General features: G+C 39.0%; 22 protein-coding genes. 12 read left to right on the top strand and 10 right to left on the bottom strand.

Annotation, left to right across the window (positions count from 1 at the left end; translation table 11 throughout):
• Positions 1-20: 20 nt before the first annotated feature.
• The 3 genes from QNI15_RS37505 to QNI15_RS37495 all read right to left on the bottom strand — a co-directional run bounded on the left by QNI15_RS37505 (position 21) and on the right by QNI15_RS37495 (position 3,603).
• On the bottom strand, positions 21-1,319 hold the full coding sequence (locus QNI15_RS37505; protein ID WP_314037182.1) for a sensor histidine kinase: 1,299 nt from the start codon (positions 1,317-1,319) through the stop codon (positions 21-23).
• Positions 1,320-1,585: 266 nt separating this feature from the next.
• Positions 1,586-2,854, bottom strand: coding sequence for an MFS transporter (locus tag QNI15_RS37500; RefSeq protein ID WP_314037180.1), 1,269 nt, complete (start codon positions 2,852-2,854; stop codon positions 1,586-1,588).
• 125 nt (positions 2,855-2,979) lie between these two features.
• Positions 2,980-3,603, bottom strand: a complete 624-nt coding sequence (locus tag QNI15_RS37495) for a YdcF family protein (RefSeq protein WP_313993974.1) — start codon at positions 3,601-3,603, stop codon at positions 2,980-2,982.
• Positions 3,604-3,872: 269 nt separating this feature from the next.
• On the opposite strand from QNI15_RS37495, the gene QNI15_RS37490 reads away from it, so the two are divergent.
• From QNI15_RS37490 to QNI15_RS37470, 5 genes are all read left to right on the top strand, one after another.
• A complete protein-coding gene (locus tag QNI15_RS37490) occupies positions 3,873-4,907 on the top strand; it encodes an agmatine deiminase family protein (protein ID WP_314037177.1) in 1,035 nt (344 codons plus the stop codon).
• A gap of 119 nt (positions 4,908-5,026) precedes the next feature.
• Complete coding sequence (locus QNI15_RS37485) at positions 5,027-5,962, top strand: OmpA family protein (RefSeq protein ID WP_314037175.1); 936 nt, start codon at positions 5,027-5,029, stop codon at positions 5,960-5,962.
• Between the two features lie 402 nt (positions 5,963-6,364).
• On the top strand, positions 6,365-6,784 hold the full coding sequence (locus QNI15_RS37480; RefSeq protein WP_313975550.1) for a response regulator: 420 nt from the start codon (positions 6,365-6,367) through the stop codon (positions 6,782-6,784).
• Positions 6,785-6,861: 77 nt separating this feature from the next.
• Positions 6,862-7,365 (top strand): cupin domain-containing protein, encoded by a 504-nt coding sequence (locus QNI15_RS37475; RefSeq protein ID WP_314037174.1) that lies wholly within the window; start codon positions 6,862-6,864, stop codon positions 7,363-7,365.
• A gap of 162 nt (positions 7,366-7,527) precedes the next feature.
• A complete protein-coding gene (locus QNI15_RS37470) occupies positions 7,528-8,730 on the top strand; it encodes a proline dehydrogenase family protein (RefSeq protein WP_314037173.1) in 1,203 nt (400 codons plus the stop codon).
• 40 nt (positions 8,731-8,770) lie between these two features.
• On the opposite strand, the gene QNI15_RS37465 is transcribed toward QNI15_RS37470, so the two are convergent.
• Positions 8,771-9,826, bottom strand: coding sequence for an aminotransferase class I/II-fold pyridoxal phosphate-dependent enzyme (locus QNI15_RS37465; protein WP_314037171.1), 1,056 nt, complete (start codon positions 9,824-9,826; stop codon positions 8,771-8,773).
• A 53-nt stretch (positions 9,827-9,879) separates the two neighbouring features.
• Positions 9,880-10,899, bottom strand: coding sequence for a dipeptide epimerase (locus QNI15_RS37460; protein ID WP_314037169.1), 1,020 nt, complete (start codon positions 10,897-10,899; stop codon positions 9,880-9,882).
• Between the two features lie 257 nt (positions 10,900-11,156).
• Here QNI15_RS37460 and QNI15_RS37455 point away from each other — a divergent pair, with 257 nt between their 5' ends.
• Positions 11,157-11,504, top strand: a complete 348-nt coding sequence (locus QNI15_RS37455) for a hypothetical protein (protein WP_314037167.1) — start codon at positions 11,157-11,159, stop codon at positions 11,502-11,504.
• Between the two features lie 173 nt (positions 11,505-11,677).
• Positions 11,678-12,079, top strand: a complete 402-nt coding sequence (locus tag QNI15_RS37450) for a Dabb family protein (RefSeq protein ID WP_313975541.1) — start codon at positions 11,678-11,680, stop codon at positions 12,077-12,079.
• An 87-nt stretch (positions 12,080-12,166) separates the two neighbouring features.
• On the opposite strand, the gene QNI15_RS37445 is transcribed toward QNI15_RS37450, so the two are convergent.
• The 3 genes from QNI15_RS37445 to QNI15_RS37435 form a co-directional block, all read right to left on the bottom strand.
• The gene (locus QNI15_RS37445; protein ID WP_314037165.1) at positions 12,167-13,069 is read right to left on the bottom strand and encodes a nucleotidyltransferase family protein; all 903 of its coding nucleotides are present in this window, start codon (positions 13,067-13,069) and stop codon (positions 12,167-12,169) included.
• Positions 13,070-13,214: 145 nt separating this feature from the next.
• On the bottom strand, positions 13,215-13,628 hold the full coding sequence (locus tag QNI15_RS37440) for an ExbD/TolR family protein (protein WP_314037163.1): 414 nt from the start codon (positions 13,626-13,628) through the stop codon (positions 13,215-13,217).
• A 37-nt stretch (positions 13,629-13,665) separates the two neighbouring features.
• Complete coding sequence (locus tag QNI15_RS37435; RefSeq protein ID WP_313975536.1) at positions 13,666-14,385, bottom strand: MotA/TolQ/ExbB proton channel family protein; 720 nt, start codon at positions 14,383-14,385, stop codon at positions 13,666-13,668.
• Between the two features lie 348 nt (positions 14,386-14,733).
• Here QNI15_RS37435 and ubiE point away from each other — a divergent pair, with 348 nt between their 5' ends.
• The 4 genes from ubiE (at position 14,734) to QNI15_RS37415 (ending at position 18,994) form a co-directional block, all read left to right on the top strand.
• Positions 14,734-15,474 (top strand): bifunctional demethylmenaquinone methyltransferase/2-methoxy-6-polyprenyl-1,4-benzoquinol methylase UbiE, encoded by a 741-nt coding sequence (gene ubiE / locus QNI15_RS37430; protein WP_313975534.1) that lies wholly within the window; start codon positions 14,734-14,736, stop codon positions 15,472-15,474.
• A 198-nt stretch (positions 15,475-15,672) separates the two neighbouring features.
• Positions 15,673-16,395: a type IX secretion/gliding motility protein PorT/SprT gene (gene porT, locus QNI15_RS37425; RefSeq protein WP_313975532.1), complete on the top strand. Its 723-nt coding sequence runs from the start codon at positions 15,673-15,675 to the stop codon at positions 16,393-16,395.
• Positions 16,396-16,578: 183 nt separating this feature from the next.
• Entirely contained in the window at positions 16,579-18,342 is a 1,764-nt protein-coding gene (locus QNI15_RS37420) for an SLC13 family permease (protein ID WP_313993940.1), read from the top strand.
• A 43-nt stretch (positions 18,343-18,385) separates the two neighbouring features.
• Positions 18,386-18,994, top strand: a complete 609-nt coding sequence (locus QNI15_RS37415; RefSeq protein WP_313993937.1) for a deoxynucleoside kinase — start codon at positions 18,386-18,388, stop codon at positions 18,992-18,994.
• An 11-nt stretch (positions 18,995-19,005) separates the two neighbouring features.
• Here QNI15_RS37415 and QNI15_RS37410 read toward each other — a convergent pair whose 3' ends face one another.
• Entirely contained in the window at positions 19,006-19,602 is a 597-nt protein-coding gene (locus tag QNI15_RS37410) for a DUF2911 domain-containing protein (RefSeq protein WP_313993933.1), read from the bottom strand.
• Positions 19,603-19,797: 195 nt separating this feature from the next.
• The gene (locus QNI15_RS37405; protein WP_314037161.1) at positions 19,798-22,380 is read right to left on the bottom strand and encodes a DUF1508 domain-containing protein; all 2,583 of its coding nucleotides are present in this window, start codon (positions 22,378-22,380) and stop codon (positions 19,798-19,800) included.
• A gap of 613 nt (positions 22,381-22,993) precedes the next feature.
• On the opposite strand from QNI15_RS37405, the gene QNI15_RS37400 reads away from it, so the two are divergent.
• On the top strand, positions 22,994-24,070 hold the full coding sequence (locus QNI15_RS37400) for a DNA topoisomerase IB (protein ID WP_314037159.1): 1,077 nt from the start codon (positions 22,994-22,996) through the stop codon (positions 24,068-24,070).
• The last annotated feature ends 236 nt before the right edge of the window (positions 24,071-24,306 follow it).

Genomic DNA, 24,306 nt, shown 5'->3' with positions numbered 1-24,306 from the left:
ATTGCAGCAAATATAAACATTTATTGCAGCATTGGTAATCGGATCATGAAGGATGAACCTTTACCATAATCTGATCTGAGGTGGATCGTTCCACCAATTTTTTCTGTTGCTTCTTTCACAATATAAAGACCAAGACCTGATCCGGTAGTTTTGTCACTGGCTCTGTAAAACATCTCAAAGATCTTCTCCTGATGATCTGGATGTATCCCTGGTCCATTATCTTCCACACAGATTTCCAGTTGATTTTGATGAATAGTACTACTAACTCGTATAAATGGATTGGACTGATCATATTGATGATACCGTATGGCGTTAGACAAGAGATTGAGTAGAATAATCTTTAATCTTCTCCTGTCTGAAATAATTTCTAGTGTTGGTTGTACTTCAATCTGGATACTGATCTTTTGCGTTTTTTCATCCTGCAGGAAATTGGTGAGTATCTCTGTTAACAAGGCATGCAGATTAATGGCATCCTGCTGAATTCCTGTTTTCTGATTCCATGCATAATCCAGAATTTCACCAATCACATGATCCAATGCATGAACCCGGTTTCGTATTAGTTCTATATAATATCCCGTATTGCCTTTCTCTTTCTCCAGTTCCATAACCTGCAGCAAACCCAGAATGGTACTTAAAGGAGAGCGTAGATCATGTGACGTACTGTAAACAAATTGATCCAGTTCCTGATTGATCTTTATTAATTGCATGTTTTTTTCAAGAAGTTGTTCTTCATTTTGGATAAGCTCTTTGGTATAATAGTAATTCTCCCTTATCAGAAAATTGATAAGCAGCATAGTCAGAAAACTAGCTGTAAAGAAGTTGACAATAAAACTCTCAAACATCTTTCGTGTCGAAAGAGTAACCTGAGGGACTATATACAAATCAGTGAGATGGGCTAGTATAAAAAGAAGCAATGTCAACAAAAAGAAAAAGATTGCTTTGGTACGTTCTTCGTAGCCAAAAAGGACAAATGCAGCCAGAAAGATTGGAATGAAGTAGATAAAACTACCTGTATAATAAGATGCTGCTGAGGAAAAAAGAAAAATGATGAAATTAGCAGTGGTGAGAAAAAGAATTTTGGCGGCTAAATGATGTCCTTTTCTATTCAATACTACCACCAGTATCATAACACTAAGTAAAATGGCATGATAATGATAGGATACATTGAGCTGTAAGATAAGGTTTCGTGTGATATAGAACAGACTGATAAATATTCCTACCATTGCCACCTGGCCTGTAAGAAGTATTCTGGTATGTGCAATTCTGGATTCAACAACTGGATCTTTCCCGACAATAATCTTGCTAAGCAATTCTTTCATGAAGCCTGAAAGTGGATGTGTATTTAATACAAGTAACTAAATATGAATAATTTATAGAGAAGCAAAATACTAAAGTGTTTCTAAAGTCAAGGAGATTATAAAATTTTTATTTATATGGCTTCGTTCATGAATACACTTTCATTGATTATTGTAACATAGGATATTTTACTCCAGCAGATATACTTGAGGGAGTTTATAAAAAAAGGATCAATGACTTTGTATGTAAACAAAGTTATTGATCCGTTAAGAATATACAGGATAAATAATTATAACTGCTCTACATAATTTAGATCTTCATGGAATGTTTCCTTCAATCCACGTAACGCCAGGCCAGAAATCAGAATGATTACTCCACCTACCAGGAGACCTGCATTGATACGGGCAGCATCTGGTCCCATATAAGCCAGTTTATCTTTACAAAAGTTAAAGAAAATAATAATAAGAGGAAGCGCGCCACGAACAAAGTTAGGCGTAGTGGTTGTCACAGTAGCCCGCAGATTAGTGCCAAACTGTTCGGCAGACATTGTTACAAAAATCACCCAGAAACCTGTTACAAATCCCAATGCACCACACAATAAATAGAGTGTTGCAACAGAAACACCATAGGCGTTCAAGTAGAGAATGATAGTAATAGCACTCAAGGTAAGGAAGATATACATTACCCGCAGGCGACTTTTCAGTACCTGACTCAAAGCACCTGTAGCCAAGTCCCCTAATACAATACCTGTATAGGCATACATAATGGCATCACCCCCTTTTACTTCACCTTCAATGCCAAGGGCTTTGGCAAATTCGGGCGAGAAGGTTACCAACACACCAATTACAAACCAGGTAGGAAGACCTATCAGAATACAACGAAGGTATTTGGAGAGACGTTTTGTATTGCTGAAGAGTGCCAGGAAATTTCCTTTTGATACATTTTCCGTTTGTGCTGTTTTGAACATTCCGGATTCACTTACACCGATACGGAGTAATAACAACGCCAAGCCTAATCCACCTCCTATATAATAGCACATTCTCCAGTCGCCAGAGAGTCTATAAACAAGATTAGCTACTACTGCTCCTGTCAATCCTACAGAGGCCACAATCATCGTTCCGATTCCTCGTTTTTCTTTTGGCATCACCTCTGCTACCAGGGTAATACCTGCTCCCAATTCACCTGCCAGTCCGATACCTGCTATAAACCGCCAGGTTGCATAAGCTTCTACACTATTTACCATACCATTGGCAATGTTGGCAATGGAATATAAAAAGATAGAACCAAATAATACAGATAGTCTGCCTCGTTTATCACCTATTATCCCCCATAAGATACCTCCAATAAGCATTCCCAGCATTTGCATATTAATCAGGAACTCTCCTTTTTCTGTGAGAAGAGGCGATCCTTTTTCATAACCAAGAGACAACAGGCTCGGTACTCTTACAATACCAAATAGTAATAAATCATAAATGTCTACGAAATAACCCAGTGCAGCAACCAGTACAACAGCATTGACGGAACGGGAGGAAAGAGCGGTTTCAGGTGTTTTTATCATATTATTTTGTAATACATATTTGGAAGAGTACAAAGATTGCGCGGCTAGTCAAAATGTCCAAATATTTATTGGAAAATTAAGGTTAGAGTGGACATCTATATAATCTTCATCTACTGGTTGCCATTTTATACTATTATATCTCGTTGGTTGAGATAATCTAAAACCAGTTGATAGGTTCCTAAATCACCTTTCTGGATATATTTTTCAATTCGTTCTAGTTCGCCTGCAATCAATTGACTGCGAGATCCTCGTACCTGTCCCTGTGAATGAGCTACATTTTGCTGCCAGTCTAATGGAGTGCCAGGCAGGCTATACAACTTCACAGCCGGATATAATTCAACTGCCAGTGTTACCGCTGTCATAAAAGCCCGTAGCTGGTGAAACGGAGTTGCAATAATATAGATGGTTTGAATATTCTGTTGTTTAGCATAACGTATCATTGCTTCTGCTTCGATTCGTGTATGAATCATTGTCGTGTTAGTAAAAGGAATTCCTGTGATCTGTGACTCAGATATACCTTTTGTGAGCAATATACCTTTCCAGCTTTCAAAACCCGGATACCCACTTAGTGCAGGAGATTGCAGGAAGCTTACTTGCTGGGTTTGGCCTTGTTTAAGTAATGATTCGGCTTGTCTGAGAACAGATTCCTGATTGTCCACTGTCTGACCAAATAAAAAAGCAAGTTCTGCCGGGTGTACAGGTATGATGTCACAAAGTGTTCGGGTTACTAATTCAATAGGTTGAAGCATAGTATTATAGTTTACTAAGAATTTCTGGAAGATAAGATGAAACAGATAGTTGTACGAATGATTGTATTTAGGTAATTTATATATTTTACTTTTTCGTGTGCTATAGAAAAATATCTTTGCATTTCGTTTGAAAAATATAACACAGAAGCACGACTTCAAAGAAAAGGTTACATATTGGGTATAGTATACTCATACACAGATTTTTCTGGCTTACCTTTTGTTAGTATACAAGTATTTATTGACGTATTTATCCATTACATTTTATATTCATGACTCCGGCACAATTAGGATATTATTTTCCTGCCGAATGGGCAAAACATGCAGCAACATGGCTTAGCTGGCCACATAAAGAGGCTTCCTGGCCTGGTAAGATTCAAAGTATTTACCCTATTTATGCACAGTTTGTGAAAGCACTCACAGAAGGTGAGCAGGTGTGTATAAATGTCAGTACACCTTCCATGCAGGCTGAAGCAGAAGAATGGCTTCTACAAGTAGGAACAGACTTATCAAAGGTGAGTTTCTTTTTACATCCTACCAATGATGCATGGTGTCGGGATCATGGTCCGGCATTTCTGCTTAGTCAGGATGCACAATGGAAAAAAGTAGTAGTGAAATGGAAATACAATGCGTGGGGAGAGAAATATCCTCCTCATGATCTGGATAACCTGATTCCCTATCGTATTGCTGAAGTCCGTAAATTACCTGTATTTCAGCCTGGTATTGTTATGGAAGGAGGTTCTGTAGAATTTAATGGAAAAGGGACTGTTCTGACTACAACAGCTTGTTTGTTAAACAAGAACCGGAATCCACATCTGACACAGCCTCAGATTGAACAATACTTGCGTGATTATTATGGAGTCTCCAATATACTTTGGTTGGGAGATGGCATTGTTGGAGATGATACAGATGGACATATTGATGATATCACACGATTTGTCAATGAAGACACTGTTGTGACAGTAGTAGAGCATAATAAAGCTGATGAAAATTACGAACCGTTACAGGAAAATCTGAAAACACTTCAGACCATGCGGCTTGAAAATGGTAAGCCTTTGAATGTGATTGAGTTACCTATGCCATCAGCCGTTATTTATGAAGATCAACGGTTACCAGCTTCGTATGCCAATTTTTATATTGGGAACGCAGCTGTGGTTGTACCTACTTACCGTGATGCAAATGATGACAAGGCTTTGGATATTCTGACAAAATGTTTCCCTGACCGAAAAGTTATCGGTCTAGATTCTACAGATATCATTTGGGGACTAGGAAGTTTTCATTGTTTAAGTCAGCAGGAGCCACTTTAGAAAACACTATTTGAGCAGTGATGATATTCTCGTGTTTGAACGATGATTTTGCAGACATTAATAAGAAGTCTGTATTGAATAAAATATATGTATACACATGTGTCATAGGGGTTTTCGCTATGTATTCTTGTGTCAGTGCAAAAAAGTATGAGACACTAAATAACCGATATGAATACATAGTTCGTACCCGGGTAGCAGACACAACACGCTTATCGCTGGAAAGTGAACGTCATATACAGGAGCGTGATAGTATTGCCATTAAGTATAATAGACAGCTTAATGCCTATCTTCAGCTAAAGAATGATAGTGCGACACTTGCTCAGAATTATTCCAAAAACAAAAGAATGCTGGATGATTTGTTTGAGAAATATGATCAGTTAGACAAATCATACAAACAGCTAAGTGCCAGTCTATCTTCTGAAGATGTTTCCTTTGCTCAGAATGTATCTCAGAAGGAAAAAGACCTATTAATACAAGAGCAAAAAGTTTTGGCTCAGCAGGCTAATAATGACAAGCTGGCGGCCTCATTACAGGAGAGAGAAATAAAAATGCTGGCTTTTGAAAGCAGTATGCGTAAAATGGAGAAAAGTGTTGGTGATCTGAAGAAGAAGCTGGAGAAATCAGTTTTGTCCTCAAAAGATACTGCTGTCACAATAGAGCAACGAATGACAAAACTTGCTATTGTATTTCCTGAATCCTATGGTTTTGCTTCAAATACTACAAATTTATCTCCACAGGGAGTTGATCTATTAAAGAAAATCGCTTCTATATTAAAAATTCAACCTGAGTATACGATCACTCCAACATCATTACTGACACAGTCTGGAGGGAAAGATATGGCAGGAGAGGAGTTATCAAAGAGCCGTATCTGGTATGTGGCTGAGACTCTGAAAAAAGAGGGTGTTACTTTTAGTAGAATTTCTGTATCAATAAAGTACCAAACAGCTTTTGCTGAACAAACAAAGAAAACAGAAAAGCAGCCACGTACACCATTGATAGAAATTAGTATTCAACCCAAGCTGGATTCTGTTTTCCAAATGTTGCAAGCTGATTAGAATTGTGCATGTTGTAGCATTTTTGGAAGGTAACCGGGTAGTATCTTGCTTGGGATGTACTATTTGTGTAATATTTGGAATAATTTTATAATTATAGGTTCGAATTGACTGTCAAAAAAGTATCTTTTTTGGGTTAAATAAATGTGTGTAACTACATTGTTTGATCTTTAAATTGTTCACTGCGAGTTGTTTACATTTTTGGTTTCTTACCGACTAAAGATGTTTTTATACATTTTACAATTAAATATTTCTAAATGTATATTTTTGAAAAAAAAAAGTCAGTGGTTATTGATTTGCCAAATCGTTTCTCCTATTTTCGTAACGATAAATAATAAGATACATAATCAGTTATGTGCATGAATAAATAAATCATGCATGGGCCTATTAAAAAAATCTCAGCACATGAGCAAACTCAATACAGTATTGTTGATTGATGATGATGAAATTAACAATCTTATATGTACTAAGATTATTAAGAAAAATGACTTTGCTGAGAATATTATAACATGCCTGGGGGCAAAGCAAGCATTGAACTATTTACAGGAGGCATTGTTGGATGAAAATGACAAAGTGTTACCTGATCTGATTTTTCTGGATATTAATATGCCTGCTATGAATGGGTGGGATTTTTTGAATCAGTATGAACAGATTGAAGGATTAAAGAATAAAGACATCGTTTTGATCATGCTTTCTTCTTCTATGTATGTAGATGATATTAATAGAGCTAAAATGTATGATTCAGTTGCAGACTATATAACCAAGCCTCTGACAGCTGCTCATCTACAACAAATCAGAGAAAAATTTTTTGCTAATCATGAATAATAGTTACGAGATGCACTAACAATACTATTCTTCTCTATTATAATACAGATACTTTCCAGATTGTTTAGATTATACTGATGCACGCTGCCGATTATTGGATTCAGAAGCTTCATCTTCAGCCACACCCGGAAGGAGGCTATTTTTCGGAAACCTATCGAAGTGCCGAATCAATCAACCCTAGTCATTTACCTGATAGATATAAAGGGGCCCGTAGTTTTTCTACGGGTATTTATTTTCTGGTCGAAGGCGGACAGTTTTCTTCTCTGCATCGTATTCAGTCAGATGAGATGTGGCATTTCTATGCAGGTACCACTTTGACTGTATATGCTATTGACCCTACAGGAAACCTGCATACAATTCGATTAGGGTCTGATCCTGAGAAAGGAGAAGTTTTTCAGGCTGTTGTACCTGCCGGATATTGGTTTGGTTCTGTTTCAGAAAATGCAGAGGGCTTTGCTCTGGTTGGTTGTACTGTTGCACCAGGCTTTGATTTTGCAGACTTTGAACTGGCAAAGAGGCAGGACTTAATGGCTATATTTCCTCAGCATCAGAAACTGATTGAAAGATTGACCCGTGAATAGACCTATCATTAGGGGGCTCCTCTGTAAAAACTTGTAATAAAGTCATTTTTATCACATGAAAGGTGTGATTCTTACTTAGGATCAGATAAAAAATCTGAATTCATTGTATCTTTGTGTTGTTACATCAACAAACACAAAAGTAGCTCTTACTACATATATAATATGATTGACCCCAAACCGGTAGCTAGCACCCCGCAGCGTATTTCCTTTGATGATACAGAAATCGCTTTCTCCTCCAAGTCAAACTCCGAACTGCGAAAAATGTATGGATTGTTTGCTTCCATGAATAGCAACTTTCTTGTAAAAACAGGAACTGCCTTTCTGAAAGCTGCTTTTGCTATAAAATTTCCTTTTGTACGACAGATTGTTAAAAATACCATATTTGAGCATTTCTGTGGTGGAGAAACAATAGAAGAATGCGAAAAGACAACCAGAGAACTATGGAAGTTTCGTGTGGGAACTATTCTGGATTACTCTGTAGAAGGAGCTAAAACGGATGCTGGATTTGAAGCTACTACACAGGAGATTATACGTACTATTGAAAAGGCAGCTGGTAATCCTGCTATTCCTTTTTCTGTGTTTAAGATTACAGGATTGGCTTCTACTGAATTGTTGCAAAAAGTGCAAAACGGGAATGAACTTAACTCTGAAGAACAGAAAGGTTTTGTCCATGTAAAAGAACGTGTGGAACGTATCTGCCACAAGGCATACGAGAAAAAGGTCCGAATCTTTATTGATGCAGAAGAAACCTGGATACAAGATACAATAGACAGGCTGGCCTATGAAATGATGGAAATGTTTAACCATGAAGAGCCAATTGTCTATAATACTTTTCAGATGTATCGTTGGGATATGTTAGATAATCTGAAAAAGGCGCATGAAGCAGCAGTAGAAGGTGGCTATTTTCTGGGAGTGAAGTTGGTGCGTGGAGCCTATATGGAAAAAGAAGGAAGAGTTGCTAAAGCAGAAGGAAGACAAGATCCGATTCAGCCTAATAAACCTTCTACTGACAGAGATTTTAATGACGCTTTACGTTTCTGTATAGCAAACTACCCTAAAATCGCTATTTGTGCAGGAACCCATAATGAAGAAAGTACCTATTTTCTCATAGAGTTAATGAAGGAGGCTGGAATAGCTCCTGCTGATTCACATATATTCTTTGCTCAGCTATATGGAATGAGTGACAACTTATCGTATAACCTATCTCATGCAGGATATAATGTAGCCAAGTATGTGCCCTATGGCCCTGTGGCTGCGGTAATGCCTTATCTGTTTCGCAGAGCTTCGGAAAATACAGCAATAGCAGGACAGAGTAGCCGAGAGTTTCGATTAATCAAAAAAGAGATGCGTCGCCGGAAATTATAACTGTAAGAAATGAAAATACAAAAGGCATGAACCAATCGGTTCATGCCTTTTGTATTTTCAGACTATTAATTAATTGATAGATATCTTCCTGAGTATGTGAAGCATTGAGAATAATCCGTGTTATGTAGGGATGGTACGGAGATGGATATGGAAAACTGGAAATTAGTATCTGATGCTGATAGAGAGAGTCATATAGTGTATTGTGTTGGGTGTAAAACACCGGATAATTCGGAAATGACTGGAAGAGTTGTAAGGACAATGTTTCCTGTTGAAAAAGCTCAATATTTTCAAAAAGTTTTTTTCGTAGATCCTGATAAAGTTCCTTTGCCTGAAGAAAGGCATAGAGATAGGCAGGTGGGATAGGAGATCCTGCTGTAAAAAAAGGTGATTTTTTTAGCTGAGCGATTCGTTGCGTGTTACCTGCAACTACTCCTCCCGGTATACCCAATGCTTTCCCAATAGAACCTACAATAATGACTTCAACATGAGGAAGAGATGGTATTTGTTCTGCAATGCCATTCCCATCATTACCTGTTACTCCAATGCCATGCGAATCATCTACAACCAGTATAAAGCGTTTATGTGTAGATAAGTGCTGTAACCAGGAAAAGTCATAGCTTTCTCCATACAGGGGATCAAGGGAGTTTGTCAGAAAAACCAGCGGAGAAGATGTTGACGCTTCTGCTGTATTGCAAATGTGTTCTATCCATTCCTGATAAGAAGAGAGAAAAGAAGGATCTGAGTTGCTGGTCCATAATGCCGGATGCGTGCGTGGTGCATAGAATAGCTCACCTTCTGTCTGTAGCATTCGCACGATGGCTTGTCCTGCCAGAAAGCCGGAAGAAAAAGTAAGTGCAGCCTCTGTCTTTACATAAGTAGCCAGATATTGTTCGGTTTCTTCAAAGATATCCAGTTGTATATTGGATATACGGGAACTTGAGTAATTAGTACCATACTGGGTAATACCTTCCTGTAAGTATCCTTGAAAATCAGGATTTCTGGAAATTCCGAGATACGATGTACCACTAAAATATAAAAATTCTTTTCCCTCCGTCTGAATGACTCTGTCAGGTAGATGTTGTATAATCTGTATCATGCTGAAATGGTCTATAGCAATGAATGCTATGGTCGTAGGTTGAACCTGTGCAACTAGGCATTTTCGATTAATTCGGCTCCTGTTCCATTCTGATTCGAAAAGGTTACTTTGCCATAGTCTATGGATACACCTGTTGCGATATCTTTACTGAGTAATAATGCCCCATCCATATCTACATAGTCCAATAGGGGGAGTAGTTGTCCAATTGCTGAAATTCCTATCGTAGATTCTGTCATGCAACCTACCATAACCTTCATACCCAGGGTACGGGCTTCGGCAATCATGCGTCGGGCAGGAGTGAGACCACCACATTTGACCAGCTTTATATTGATACCATGAAAATGTCCATGACATTTGGTAACATCATTTTCTGTTATGCAGCTTTCATCGGCAATCAGAGGGAGTGCTGAATGGGTATATACTTCTTTCATACCTGCCCAGTTATCGGCTTTCAGAGGCTGCTCTATGAATTCAACACCGAGCTTTTGTAGTTCATACGAGTTGCGAATAGTTTCTTCAGGAGTCCAGGCGCAATTGGCATCTACTCTGAATATAGCCTCTGTATGTTTGCGTAGCTCCCGTACGATTGCTACATCATCAGCTGTACCAAGCTTGATCTTATAAATAGGCCAGGGAAGTTCTTTGAGTTTGGCAACCATCTTTTCTACCGAATCAATGCCAATGGTATAATTAGTGAGGGGCAGGTTTTGTGTTGATAAGCCCCAATGTTTATAGAGCGGTTCTCCTATCGATTTACCATACCAGTCATGAGCAGCTATGTCCAGTGCACATTGTGCAAAGGAGTGATCTTTCAATACCGAATGCATCTCCAGCCAGAATGCTTCAGGTGAAAGAATAGGGGTATCCTGAATCTGATTCCGAAGACTTTCCAGTATGGCCGTCATACTTTCGATAGTTACCCCATAATAGGGGTTGGATGTTGCTTCTCCATATCCGTGATGTATTCCATCGGTAAGTTCTACAATAAGAGTAGGTTGTACATCTCTGGAATCATAGGAGATGGTAAATGTGTGTTTTAATGGAAGGTCAAACGAACGGAGGATCAGATTCATATGTATGGCAGGCTAATGATAGGTTTGAATGTGCAAGTTAATTTTTTGACTAAACCTTTTTCAAGGAATGTTGATTTTTCCATTCATGCATCTGTCTTTGTTGTACATGCAGTCCTGTATTTATTAGTTAACTGCTTCAAAAAAATGTAGTGAAGCTGTTGGGACCAGGAGGAAATGCAAATACTTTAGCTATACAACTTTTCTTATTACTTTAATGGAGGTGCCAATAACTTTTGAAAAGTAAAATTAACTACACAATGCACATACCCGAAGCCAAATGCAAATGTTTTATCCCTCCATTTTATTTTAAGGACTACATTGAAACTTATCTTGGAAAAGATACCACACATGGCAGGTATGCGGATGTTACTCTTTGTACCTGCATTCACTGTGGTACTAAGTGGCTGCATTACCTGGTAGAATATGAAGCCTTTTCCCGATCGGGTAGATGGTACAAAGGAATTATCACTGATAAAGAACTACCTCAGATAGACCCTGAAAATGCAGTTGTTTATCTGGAAAACCTGGAATGGTATATTTATGGTGGCTTCTGGTTTTCCTCCGCAGGACAGTATGGCAAAGGAAAAATGCAGGTTGATATGTAAACGGGTCGCTAACAATAATAACGAAGAGCTTTTACCTTTGACTAACGACTTTTTCCATAGATCAACCTTTTGGGAGCCGTTGGATAGTTAGTAAAAGAGTGTTTTTTTGACAATTATTATTACTCGTTATAGAAAAATTTTAACTTAGCATCATAAACCTTATTGTATTATTTATGAAAAAGCTTTTGTTTTCTGCTGTTTTATTTTTTGCTGTTTCATTTATTTTTGCTCAAACCAAATCACCCAAGAAAAACATGAACCATATAAAGAAAGGGTTTGTACACACTGTATATTTCTGGCTGAAAGAACCTAATAGCCAGGTTGCCAAAGATTCATTGTATCAGGGATTGCAGTTGCTGGCAACAGTGGGTGAAATTCAGGAAGGATATATTGGAGTACCTGCTGAGACTCGTCGTCCTGTAATTGATCATTCCTATGCTTACTCAATCACTTTTGTGTTTAAAAGCAAAGCGGATCAGGATATTTATCAGGAACACCCAATCCACAAAAAATTTATTGAGTTATATTCTCATTTGTGGGAACGTGTACAGGTATATGATGCTACAAGTTTATAATAGCTATCTCAGAAAGAGTGTATAGATGATACAAAAAAGAAGCTCCATTGAAAAATGGAGCTTCTTTTTTGTATATATAGTGTTTGATTAAGACCATAGCTTTTCAGGATATTTGCCCTGAGCTACCAGTTCTTTGATTGCATTTACAACCATCTGACGGTCTTCACGATACGTTACTCCAAACCATTTGGCAGGTGTTGAAATAACTTTTGTATGTGCTTTTCCTTGCTTGGACATTTCTCCCATGAAGTTAGGAATAAAACATTCTGCCTTCAGGTCATTGCCATTTTTCTTCAGAAATTCTGTAAAATATTCTTTCATCAGTGGGAACGCAGACGGAGGGAAGCCCATGAAGTTCATAGATACAGGCTCATCACCGGTTAGGTCTACCCAGCCATTTTCTGTCTCATAACGTGCTCCGGTAGCTGTTTTCTCTACTTTGGTACGTTCAACCAACTGAGTAAGGTTGCCATTAGCATCTGCCTCCAGAATACCGCGAGCTACAGAACCATGTTCAGAAAGTGTATTTTTGATTTTATAGCCAATATTGATGTATTCAGAGCCATTAGGATCTAGTTTGGTTAGTTCTTTGGCGATAATATCAAAAGATTCAAAGCCATAGAAGTCATCCGCATTGATCATACAGAAAGGTTCATTAATAGCTTCTTCACCCATCAGAACTGCATGAACAGTTCCCCATGGCTTTGTTCTTCCTTCCGGAGGGGTGAAGCCTGCTGGCAGCTTTGTTAACTCCTGAAATACATATTCCACCGGAAAGCGGCTGCTGAAACGTTCGTGGAAGATTTCTTTAAAATCTGCTTCAATATCTTTACGAATTACGAAAACCACTTTGCCAAAACCGGCACGAATAGCATCATAAACAGAATAGTCTAGTAGAGTTTCGCCAGACGGGCCCATTCCGTCCATTTGTTTTAGTCCACCATATCGGCTTCCGACACCTGCGGCTAAAATGAGTAGTGTTGGTTTCAAAATGAAAAAGGTTAATGGTTAATATCTATAAAAATTACAAACAGGGATTTGCTGATGATCGTTGTTAAAAAAAATAATACCACACCCAATGCAAAAGCCTTACTATACTATCTCAGTGCTTTTACATTGGGTGAGTACTCAACGATTACTTTGTTTTATCTACAATAGCAGTGACAGGAAGACGAGCTTTATTGCATATATCTATCACCTTTATAACTTCCCCATACACAATCGTTTCGTCTGCACGCAACGCAATGGTTGGATTGTCAAGCTTGCCTGCTTCGGCTGTAAGTTGTGTCTGGAGATCTTCAAAGGCTACTGATCTATCTGATTTTTCAATATAATATTTCAATATCCCGTTCTCTTCCCGAATGTACAGATTGAGTTTTTGTTTGGGGATAGTTTGCCCCGTTGCTGCTCTGGGCAATGTAAGCTTAATGGCATTGGCACTTGCCAATGTACTCATAATCAAAAAGAACAGTAACAGGAAGAATAAAATGTCTGACAGAGCAGAAGCTTCAACTGCGGATTCTTTTCTACGATGTCTGCGAAGATTCATAGGCGTTTAGTTTATCAGGATGCTGTGCCGGAAAATATTATCTTCTTACAGTTTCTTTTACCTGAACAGGTTTATATAAGATATCCATAAAGTCTATGGCAGTTACCTCCATTTTGTTTACGTTCCGGTCGATCATATTGTTCAGATACGTATGTAACATGTGAGCCAACACACCCACAATCAGACCTGATGCTGAGGTCACCATTTTGGTATAGATACCACTGGAAATAACCCCAATACTAATGTTATCAGAAATTGAAATATCAAAGAATGCCTTGATCATACCCACTACGGTTCCAAGGAAACCAAACATAGGCGCAATCGCCGCAATCGCCGCCAACAGTCCGAGGTTCTTTTCCATTTGGTAAATCTCCACCCGAGCTGTATTTTCGATAGCAGACTCCACATCACGAATAGGAGAACCGATACGGGATAATCCTTTGCCAATCATACGGGCAATAGGAGTTTTAGAATATTGACATACTTCCTGTGCTCCCCGTATATCTTCATCACGCAGTCGATCACGTATTTTACTTAGAAAATCAGGGTCCATTTTACTGGCAGACTTGATATACAGATAGCGCTCTATAAACATATAGATGGCAGCAAACAATAAAATACCGATAGGAAGCATAATCCAGCCCCCTTTCATTAACAAGTCCAGTAGAGAAAGTTCTTTGGTTGTAGCTGTAACTGAATCGGTGGCCACTGCTGTCGTATCGCCGGTCACTACTTGCAAAAGAATGGTTAGAAACATTGTTAGGATTTTGTGTTTAGATAAGATGATAAATTTTATCAGGAATTTAGGTGCAGAGGGCCAATGATAGTACCCATATCCTATTGGTGTTTGCGTAATCAACGAAAAATTGAGTCCAAAATTATTATAAACCGGATAATTTCCGCAAGTTTCCAACCTTTTCTTTTCAAACAATGTTTCAGTGTATACCGGACTTTGAAAAAGAAAGGCTCATATTGCTAACAGATCCAATAGCATTGTGTTGTCTGGTACTTCTGGTATTTCGAAAATTGTACTATGCTGAAATCTGAATTCGGAATCTGAAATTTAGCGTACTTCTCTATCTTTGCACAAAATTTCTGTTTTGTAATGACTGACGAAAAAATAATTTTACCCTATAAAGACCAGCAAGCTGGCAAAAAGGAACAGGTCGCTTCCATGTTTAATTCTATATCCCCTAAATATGACCTGCTGAATCGTCTGCTTAGCTTTGGGATCGATATCTACTGGCGGAAACGCGCCATTAAATTATTACAATCAGAAAAGCCCAAAACGATTCTGGATATAGCTACTGGTACAGCTGATTTTGCTATTGAGGCACTGAAACTCAATCCGGATAAAATAGTAGGGGTAGACATTTCAGAGGGAATGCTGGCTATTGGAAGAGAGAAATTAAAGAAGAGAAACTTAGATAAGAAAATAGAATTGCGACTGGGAGATTCCGAAAAATTACCTTTTTCAGACAATTCTTTTGATGCTGTCATCGTTTCTTTTGGCGTAAGGAACTTCGAAAATCTGGAACGTGGTCTTGCCGATATGTTTCGGGTCACCAGACCAGGTGGTACATGTGTGATTCTGGAATTTTCCAAACCACGTAGTTTTCCTTTTAAACAATTCTATGATTTTTATTCATACCGGATTATGCCTCTGATTGGAAAAACTGTTTCCAAAGATGATAGGGCTTACCGGTATTTACCCGAATCTGTTCGTGCATTTCCTGATGGAAAAGATTTTACATCTATTCTGGATAAGGTTGGATTTCGCAAAACCCGAAGTATCGCATTGACTTTTGGTATTTGTTCTATCTATACCGGAAAGAAAGAAAAATAGCTTAAGTCACAGATTGAAAAGATGTATAATTTCACAAACACCTATCCACAACATACCAAATACATACCAGGCATCGTTACATTGTCTGAATAAATCATATAAGATAGTAATGTTGTTGGCTGCCAACTAGTAAGCCTGCATACGTACTTTTAATGTGCACCTCTGCACATAAGCACTGAGCACATTATCTTTAATCGCATGAAGAAAATACACTGGAATAAACTGATTATCCTTTTTATCTTATCTGGCAGCTGCCTTCTGACTTTTTCGACGCAAGCCCAAAATACGAAACGTCCAAGTATGTATAGCTTGCATCTGCCTGATTATGACGACAAGCCTGTACACTACGGTTTTTTTATCGCGGGTAATGTATCTACACTTACACGTCGGTATTCAAGCGGTTTTGTAAATGGTAATGATACCATTGCGGCTATCAATCCCAAGTGGTCGCCTAGTTATGGATTGGGATTTATTGTAGCCTATGGATTAGATCCGCAGTTTGATATATGTTTGGTTCCTGCCTTTTCTTATTATGAAAGAAGAGTAGAATATACTTCTACTGCCGGGAATGTGAAGGAGCTGATTCTTGAATCAGGTTTTGTAGAGTTATCCATGCTGGCACGGTATAAATCTATTCGTAGAGGTAATATCCGGATGTATATGGTAGGTGGTATAAAACCAGCTATTGAAGTAGGTTCCAATGTAAAAAGCAGAGGTTCGAACACACTTCGTACACAAAACTTTGATCTTAATATTGAATACGGATTTGGAGCTGATCTCTTTTACGAATTTTTTAAGTTTACTCCTGAGATTCGGTTTTCGCATGGTATAACCAACCTGCTGGTAAAAGATAAAAATATCTACAGCCGGGGACTTAGCCGGCTTGGCGCGCATAGTGTGACACTATATCTGTATTTCTAATACAAAGGTTATCAGTTAGTTTGTCTTTGTAAGAACGCTAGTGAATATTGGATTTTTGCATTAGTTATATACTTTGGTTTGCATATATTGAAGCGAGATTAAAAGTCATTTTACTCAAAATGACTTTTATTTTTTATGGCATAGACTTTTGTCTGTTGCACTTTAACGTTCCTGATCGAATATATGGAAATTGCACTGGTACTAATTCTTCTGGTTGTAGCTATTATTCTTTTTGCTACAGAAAAACTTTCCGTTGATGTTGTTACAATCCTATTGCTAATTGTGCTAATTCTTTCCGGGATTCTTTCTCCTGAAGAAGCCTTTGTAGGATTTAGTAGTGACTTCATTATTATTCTGGCCTCTATTTTTGTTGTCAGTGGAGCCTTGCAGGAAACAGGTGTATTGGACAGGATTGGATCTTCGCTGGTGAAGATCTCATCAAAGGCTACTGCAGGCATGGTGGCTACACTGGTGATGTTTATTGCAGGCAGTGTCTCAGCGTTTATGAACAATACTACAGTCACTGCCATTTTTGTGGGGCCAGTGATTGGAGTTGCCAAGAAACTGCGAATCAGTCCTTCAAAATTATTAATGCCCTTGGCTTTCTCTTCTATTCTGGGTGGCACCTGTACACTGATTGGGACTTCTACCAATGTGGCAGTCAGTGGCTATCTGGAGAAAAACAATCTGACTAGTATTGGAATGTTTGAAATTACCCCCATAGGTATTATACTCTTTCTAACAGGTATAGCATTTATGTTTCTGGTTGGCAATAAGATGTTACCTGATTACAAAGATTCTACCTATATGGAAGAATATTCTATGCGGGAATATTTAAGCGAAGTGGTTGTAACACCAGGATCTGCTTTGGCAGGACAGCGAATATTCAATACGGAGCTGAGCCGAATGGATATACGTATTTTAAAAATACTTAGAGCTAACCAGGTGTATTTTCCTCATCCGGATCTGGTTATTCAGGAAAACGACTTGTTGCTGGTTGAAGCAAAATTAGATGATCTGATTCGTATCAAAGAAACCAATGGGATAGAGATTCGCGGGGATATGTTGAGTAATGCTTCGCTGGAATCACCAGAAATACAATTGGCAGAGGTATTGGTAACCCGTACAGACTCAGATCTGATAGGAAATAACATCAAGAATGCAAACTTTCGCCAGCGGTTCGGTCTGGTGGTCATTGCCATCCACCGATATGGGGAAACTCTCAGAGAAAAGATTCACAACATTGATTTAAAACTAGGAGATCTGCTTCTGGTACAGGGAACTCCCGAACGGCTGGCCTATCTGCGGGAGAATCATGATCTGACAGTAATGGGAGAGTTTAAACCTTTATTATTTAAGCAAAAGCGCGGTATATTAGTCGTAGCTCTTTTTGTATTGGCTGTATTGGTAGGCTCCTTAACGAATATACCTCTTTCTGTCTGTTTCTTGACAGCAGCAGTAGGATCTGTTCTGACAAAGGCTATTTCATCACAGAAAGCCTATGAGATCATTGACTGGAGATTATTGATTCTGATAGGAGGGATGAGTGCTTTTGGTATGGCTATGCAAAAGACCGGAGCCTCAGAGTGGCTGGCTAATCTGATTGTGGATTGGTTTAAACCTTTTGGGAATGTGGCTATCCTGGCTGGTTTTGTGATTCTTACTGTATTGCTAACACAACCTATGTCCAATGCCGCTGCGGCACTGGTTATTTTGCCTATCGCCTTACAGACGGCAACTTCTCTTCAGGTAAGCCCTAGAACGTTTGCTATTGGGGTAATGCTGGCTGCGTCCGTTTCCCTGGTTACTCCTTTTGAGCCCTCCTGCATTCTGGTATATGCACCAGGCAAATATAAGTTTGCTGACTTTTTTAAGATAGGCTCATTGCTTACGTGTATTCTGGTAGTGATTATTGTGGTATTAGTACCTTATCTGTGGCCATTCTAGGCATGTGTTTTTAAAGAAACTATATCCTCTGAACATTTTGCCTATGCATATCGCGATTGCTGGAAATATTGGTGCCGGTAAAACAACACTGGCAGGCTTATTAGCCTCTCATTATGGTTGGGAAGCATTGAAAGAGATGCCTGACGAAAATCCGTATCTGGCCGATTTTTATGAAGACATGCCACGATGGGCATTTCAGGTACAGGTCCATTTTTTAACCAGCCGGTTTGATCAGCTTATGCAGATCAGCCAGGCCAAACATTCTGTTATTCAGGATCGGACTATCTATGAGGATGCATTTGTATTTGCGAAGAATCTTCACGACTCTGAGATAATGAGTACACAGGATTATCAAACATACCATCGGTTATTTGATATAATCATGCAACTGGTACGGCCACCTGATCTCCTTATTTTTCTGGATGCTGGTTTGCCTAAACTAACCTTACAGGTAAAGAAAAGAGGGCGATTATATGAACAGAGTGTAGATGTTACCTATCTGGCAACGTTGCAGAAACACTACCAGAACTGGATCAGGTCTTATCAGGAAAGTCCAATGTTGTACATTGATGTAAACGAACTGGACTTTCTGAACAAACCTGAGGATTTTCAGATGATAGTACAGAAGATTAATCAACGACTATCTATCTAAGTTCACGTATACTATTTTTCAAAAACAACAGGTATTGTTACTTTGGTTTTATCCCATAGTAATGATAGATCTGCTCCTGATTTGGTTTCATCAAACTTGATGGTAAAGGCTTCATATGTTTCCTTGATGATGTCAACTTTGGCATCTACCGTAAGTGTATTTTTGGCTGGATCATAGCTAAATGCTCCCCATTGACCCAGTTCTCCGTTTAGAATGATTGTCCATTTTTCAGCATCTGGGATTGTAAACAAGGTATAGGTACCTGCCCGTAAAGGCTTTCCTCCAAATTTTACATCTTTGGTAAATGTAATCTCTGTTGCTTCATTGGCACCTGTACGCCATACTTGTCCATAAGGTTGAAGCACTCCAAATACTTCTCTTCCTCTTTTTAAAGGTTGTCCGTATACTACCCTAATGTACATATTGGTGGATTTGTATTGTGCCAGCGCCACCGGACTAGTTCTTGGGCGAGGAGTAATAATAGAATCCACACGGGATGATACTGGTAAAGAAGGTGTTTTTAGGACTGGGTCTTTTGTTGGAGACTGAGCTGATACGAACTGATAGCTTAGAAGGATAGAGGTTATTACAGGGATAAACGATTTCATTACAGGAACTATAGATTATGTAAAAGAGTGTGTTGCGAATTACTTGCAAATAAACGAAAGTAAAATAATTATTGTTGCCTGAATGTTCCAGTAAATAAAAGATAAGAGGTTATACTGTCTGTTGAATGCATAAAGAAGAACCTCAATGTCCTATAGTTTTTATCTAATGACAGTGAGGTTCCGACCAGGCTACTTCTAGTTTGCTTTCTGGATAGTTACATTAGTAATTTCAACACGGCGTTCTTCAGAGGCAGAAGGGCTATACAGCGAACTGCGTACATCGTCCCGGTTATCACTAATGTTGCCACTGGCATTGTCTTCACCTGAGGCTTGTTCAGTGATTACAAGCAATCCTTTGTCCATATACTCCTTAAATTGCCCGTCTTTATACGTCCGGAAATGATTTTCAATGCTGCTAACCCGTCTCCCTGTCAGCATTTTATTGTAATCGCCTTCAGCAAGAGGGCTCGCAAAACCAGTAACTGTGATCTCAACTTTGTTCCCTTCTTTAAGTTTTGCTAATAACTTGTCGGAAAGATCCACAAGGTCATTGTATCCCTTCTGTACTTTGGTGTCAAAGAAGTTTTCTACTTCCTGTTTGGACGCATTAGTACTGGTACTTCCTTTACTATATTCTTTCACAAAGACATCTTTCTGGTTATAGTAGTTGGTATATGTCTGGCCATAAGTCAGTTCAGTGGTATTCGTCTTTGTTTTAGGATTAGGCTGATCATTATTGAAATACAAGGCAATAGGTTGGAAATTCTCAATAGTGGTTGCTAGCGTTGCCGAGGTTTGTTCCGGATCTTTTACTACAGGTTCTGCTTTGTTTGCCTGTGCTGCAAAAAGAGTAGGGTCTGTAGTGTTGGATTGATAGTTGGTATACCATATAACACCACCTATCAGTATGGCAGCTACTACACCCCCTATAACCCAACCGGAAGGGCCTGTAGATGTTATTTCCTGTGAGGCCATAGTGGCTACTGCGGGCTCTGTCAGTGGCGATGTAGACGACACAGAGGTTAATGGAAGTGCTTCTGTTTGCGGATATGTCTTAGGTTTGGGTGCTGGAATATCTCTGGGCATGATAGGAGACGCCAACACGGGTTCTTCTTTGGTAAATCCATTGGACGATAGATACGTAGCGGATGGGGTTGCCTCTTGTAGGGGTTCTGTTTCCATATCCGTGTGTGTAACAGATTCTGTAGTTTGAATCAGTGCCAGATTAGCTAGAGCTATTTCACGTGATTCGTAGAATGGACTTCGGGCAATCTCCTGACTATTGCCCGCCTTAAGGCTATAAAAATAGCGTCCATCCTCTTCCTGAACCTTCCATCGGGACTCTATAGGTGCATTTCGTTTGACGGATTCGAGTCCGTTATCACGTGTCTGAGCTGTTGGGTAAGATTCGCTGAACAGGATGGGTGTACCCTGATCGTTATTATAGTGAAAATAATAGGCGTTATTTTTTTTACTATAAAAAGGTTCAAATCCCTTGATGCCTACAGGTGACCGTTGGGTAAAGTCATACTGGTCAATGGTGCGTTTGGACTTCTCTGATAGATTGGTCACAGGTTCAGGATGGTCAACATGCAGGCTGAGCCGTTGAGTCTCTACTGTATGAAGTTCTTCTGTGTATACGTCTACCTGATATCTGGAAGCGTAGGTGACAGACTGATTTTTTAAAAAGAGGATAGCCGCCTCCATCGCCGCTGTTGTGTCAAACAATGGACTCCGGGCAATTTCCTGATTATTGCCTGCTTTCAGTATAAAATAATGTTTTCCTTCTTCTTCATTCCTCACATATCGGGCATCCTGGTAGGCGTTCTTTATAACGGAACGGATGCCGTTGTCACGTCCTGCTATATTTCCATATCCCTGGCTGTAAAGTATGGCCTGTCCATCGGCATCATTGAAATGAAAGTAATACTGTTTTGTGTCTGCCGATTGGAAACTTTCAAATCCCGCCTGTCCGGACTGAGATACCACTGTAAAGTTATATTTGTCTACAGGAGGATTTCCGTTACGGGTACTTGTCTTTTCAGGCTTTCTATAATTATCGGCAAAGCTTTGAACTGTTTTTTGCAGCGACTGTATAGCTTCATCTCTTTCAGTTGCAGTAGCAAAGAAGTTACTTCTGGCTATTTCTCTGCCATTTATAGCTTTTAAAATAAAATAAGCTCCAGTATCGGTTTCTTTGCGTTCATATCGTTTTTCTTTATCTGCATTTTGTATCACAGACCATATACCGTTATTCCGGGTTGTTTCGCTGGCGTAAGCCTGACTATAAAGGATAGGTTGCCCCTGTGAATTATTGAAATGAAAGTAGTACAGATTGTTCTTTGCACTTTGGAAAACCTCAAAACCTGCTTTTCCTGACCGGGATAACTGTGTAAAGTCATAAGCATCCAGATCTACCTGAAGGCCTGGCCTCTGGATTGATTGGGTCCGGGTTTCTATAACATTTACTTCATAGTCACTTGTTGTTGAGAGTTGCTCAATCAGCCTATTGATACTTATGTTCACACTCTCCATACTATCATAGGGTATGCTTCTTGCAATCTCAGTATCCCCTGTCTGTATGGCAAACAGGTAGTTTCCGCTTTCTGTATGTGTTATATAATTAGCTGCTGTAGCGGCTAACTGTATAAAGTTACGAATGGCATCCATACAGGATGATGGATCTTGGTAAGTAGTGTTACCTGCCATTAGCAGATTGTTGTCCTCCAGTAACTGAAACACATACACATCGTTGGTGCGAATAATTTCAAAGTGCATAACAAATGAAGAGATTAGTGGCTAAAAAAGATATGAACAGGCGTTCAGTTATAGTCAATCTACAGGCTAAAAAATGTAGCCGTTATAGTTTGTGCAGTTTGAGTTGATACAGCAAATTATATTGAAAATCAGAGAAATAAAAAAGAATTAGCGATTTTTTTAACGAAAAAAAAGTTATTCGTTTCTTTTTGTTTGTACCTGTTACCGAGCTGTTGGGTATTCAGAATAGGTAATACCTATATTTTGAGACGAATGTAGAAAATTGAAATAATACAAAAGAATATTTTGGATATGGTCTTCTTTCGGAAGTAATACTTACCATTTTTTCAGGAGTGTGGAAATGGTGCCTCAGTGAGTATAAGTTGTAAACTATATGGGATGTAATTATTTGTTTGTCAGTAGATTGTTTGTAATTGTGAATAGGTACGGGATTTTAATAGGAAGGAACTATAGAGATAAGGTATAATAGAAGATGTTGATTTCAGAAACCTCCTAGCCTGTCTGAAGGAACAAGAGAGATAGTGAGATGATGGAATTACATAGATAGGATAACTACTAATATGCCTTAGTAACTATTCTCCACGAATCTGATGAACTGATTTAATAAATAGATATGGTAAAGCATTCAAAGAAAGCAGAACAGCTGCTGTTAGATCCAACTGTTTCAGCTAAGCGGGCAGGCCTGATATATACTACAGATCAAACTCCGGGTATTACCCGTCGGCTGAAAGGTGAGTCGTTTGAATATATATATCCCAATGGGAAACTTTGTAAAGACAAGGCTACGCTGAAACGTATCCATAGTCTGGTGATCCCGCCTGCCTGGGAGAAAGTATGGATTTGCCCAGATGCAGATGGACACCTGCAGGCTACAGGCTTTGATCAGAAAGGACGGAAGCAATATCGTTATCATCCGGATTGGAATGCAGTCCGAAGCGAGACAAAGTTTCATCGCCTTCACTTGTTTGCAGAACATCTGCCTGCTATCCGGAAAAAGGTAAATGAAGATCTTGCCTCTCCCGGTATTACCTATCGTAAAGTCCTTGCTCTCATTGTACGGCTTTTGGAATATACCAATATTCGGATCGGAAACGATGAGTATCGGAAATTATATGGCTCTTTTGGACTTACTACCTTACGTGACAGGCATGTCAAGATTGAAGGAACAAAGACTACCTTCTCTTTTAAGGGCAAAAAAGGAGTAGAGCATCAAATTGCTTTGCAAAGCCGGCGTCTTACTCAGTTAATAAAGCAGTGTCGTGACATTCCTGGATACGAACTGTTTCAGTATTATGACGAACAAGGACAAAGACAAAACATTGGCTCCAGTGATGTCAATAACTATCTGAAAGAGATCACACAGGATTCCTTCACTGCAAAAGATTTTCGTACCTGGGCAGGAACCTTGCAAGCATTCAGGACCTGTTGTTCATTGGGTGAGTTTACCTCAGCTGCTGAAGCAAAAAAGAATGTAGTTCAGGTGATTGAGGAAGTAGCTCAAAAGCTGGGTAATACCCGTGCTGTATGTAAAAAGTATTATATACATCCTCATATTCTGGAAAGTTATGAGACAGGTGTACTTTGTGATTACTTTGGAAAAGTCTCAGAATCAGGTGAAATTACTGAAGAACTATCCGAAGTAGAGACACTGGTGAAAGACCTGCTGGTGAAAGGAGTGAAAAGGAAATAAGCCTATTTGTCTTAGAGGTTGTCTCAAATTAGTATTAAGTGCTGCAAAAGCAGATAGTAGTAAAGTTCTTGAAGAACTAAAAATACATAGGCTGCACCCTTTTCCCGTCGTTGGTGTTATCACCATAGCCGTCAGGCTAAGGGAAAAGAATTTGTTTAGGAGACAACCGAAAACCATTACAGTCAACACGTCTACGTTCTTTTTTGGCTAAATGAAATAACTGCTCAAAGACATGA

Source organism: Xanthocytophaga flava (genome assembly GCF_030068545.1).
GTDB lineage: Bacteria > Bacteroidota > Bacteroidia > Cytophagales > 172606-1 > Xanthocytophaga > Xanthocytophaga flava.
The sequence above is the reverse complement of the archived record's forward strand: the minus strand, read 5'-3'. Positions and strand labels throughout refer to the sequence as shown.

Bases quoted from the DNA above. Each gene is read 5' to 3' on its own strand.
- QNI15_RS37505 (WP_314037182.1), bottom strand. From the start codon at position 1,319: ATGAAAGAATTGCTTAGCAAGATTATTGTCGGGAAAGATCCAGTTGTT.
- QNI15_RS37500 (WP_314037180.1), bottom strand. From the start codon at position 2,854: ATGATAAAAACACCTGAAACCGCTCTTTCCTCCCGTTCCGTCAATGCT.
- QNI15_RS37495 (WP_313993974.1), bottom strand. From the start codon at position 3,603: ATGCTTCAACCTATTGAATTAGTAACCCGAACACTTTGTGACATCATA.
- QNI15_RS37490 (WP_314037177.1), top strand. From the start codon at position 3,873: ATGACTCCGGCACAATTAGGATATTATTTTCCTGCCGAATGGGCAAAA.
- QNI15_RS37485 (WP_314037175.1), top strand. From the start codon at position 5,027: ATGTATTCTTGTGTCAGTGCAAAAAAGTATGAGACACTAAATAACCGA.
- QNI15_RS37480 (WP_313975550.1), top strand. From the start codon at position 6,365: ATGAGCAAACTCAATACAGTATTGTTGATTGATGATGATGAAATTAAC.
- QNI15_RS37475 (WP_314037174.1), top strand. From the start codon at position 6,862: ATGCACGCTGCCGATTATTGGATTCAGAAGCTTCATCTTCAGCCACAC.
- QNI15_RS37470 (WP_314037173.1), top strand. From the start codon at position 7,528: ATGATTGACCCCAAACCGGTAGCTAGCACCCCGCAGCGTATTTCCTTT.
- QNI15_RS37465 (WP_314037171.1), bottom strand. From the start codon at position 9,826: ATGATACAGATTATACAACATCTACCTGACAGAGTCATTCAGACGGAG.
- QNI15_RS37460 (WP_314037169.1), bottom strand. From the start codon at position 10,899: ATGAATCTGATCCTCCGTTCGTTTGACCTTCCATTAAAACACACATTT.
- QNI15_RS37455 (WP_314037167.1), top strand. From the start codon at position 11,157: ATGCACATACCCGAAGCCAAATGCAAATGTTTTATCCCTCCATTTTAT.
- QNI15_RS37450 (WP_313975541.1), top strand. From the start codon at position 11,678: ATGAAAAAGCTTTTGTTTTCTGCTGTTTTATTTTTTGCTGTTTCATTT.
- QNI15_RS37440 (WP_314037163.1), bottom strand. From the start codon at position 13,628: ATGAATCTTCGCAGACATCGTAGAAAAGAATCCGCAGTTGAAGCTTCT.
- QNI15_RS37435 (WP_313975536.1), bottom strand. From the start codon at position 14,385: ATGTTTCTAACCATTCTTTTGCAAGTAGTGACCGGCGATACGACAGCA.
- ubiE (WP_313975534.1), top strand. From the start codon at position 14,734: ATGACTGACGAAAAAATAATTTTACCCTATAAAGACCAGCAAGCTGGC.
- porT (WP_313975532.1), top strand. From the start codon at position 15,673: ATGAAGAAAATACACTGGAATAAACTGATTATCCTTTTTATCTTATCT.
- QNI15_RS37420 (WP_313993940.1), top strand. From the start codon at position 16,579: ATGGAAATTGCACTGGTACTAATTCTTCTGGTTGTAGCTATTATTCTT.
- QNI15_RS37415 (WP_313993937.1), top strand. From the start codon at position 18,386: ATGCATATCGCGATTGCTGGAAATATTGGTGCCGGTAAAACAACACTG.
- QNI15_RS37410 (WP_313993933.1), bottom strand. From the start codon at position 19,602: ATGAAATCGTTTATCCCTGTAATAACCTCTATCCTTCTAAGCTATCAG.
- QNI15_RS37405 (WP_314037161.1), bottom strand. From the start codon at position 22,380: ATGCACTTTGAAATTATTCGCACCAACGATGTGTATGTGTTTCAGTTA.
- QNI15_RS37400 (WP_314037159.1), top strand. From the start codon at position 22,994: ATGGTAAAGCATTCAAAGAAAGCAGAACAGCTGCTGTTAGATCCAACT.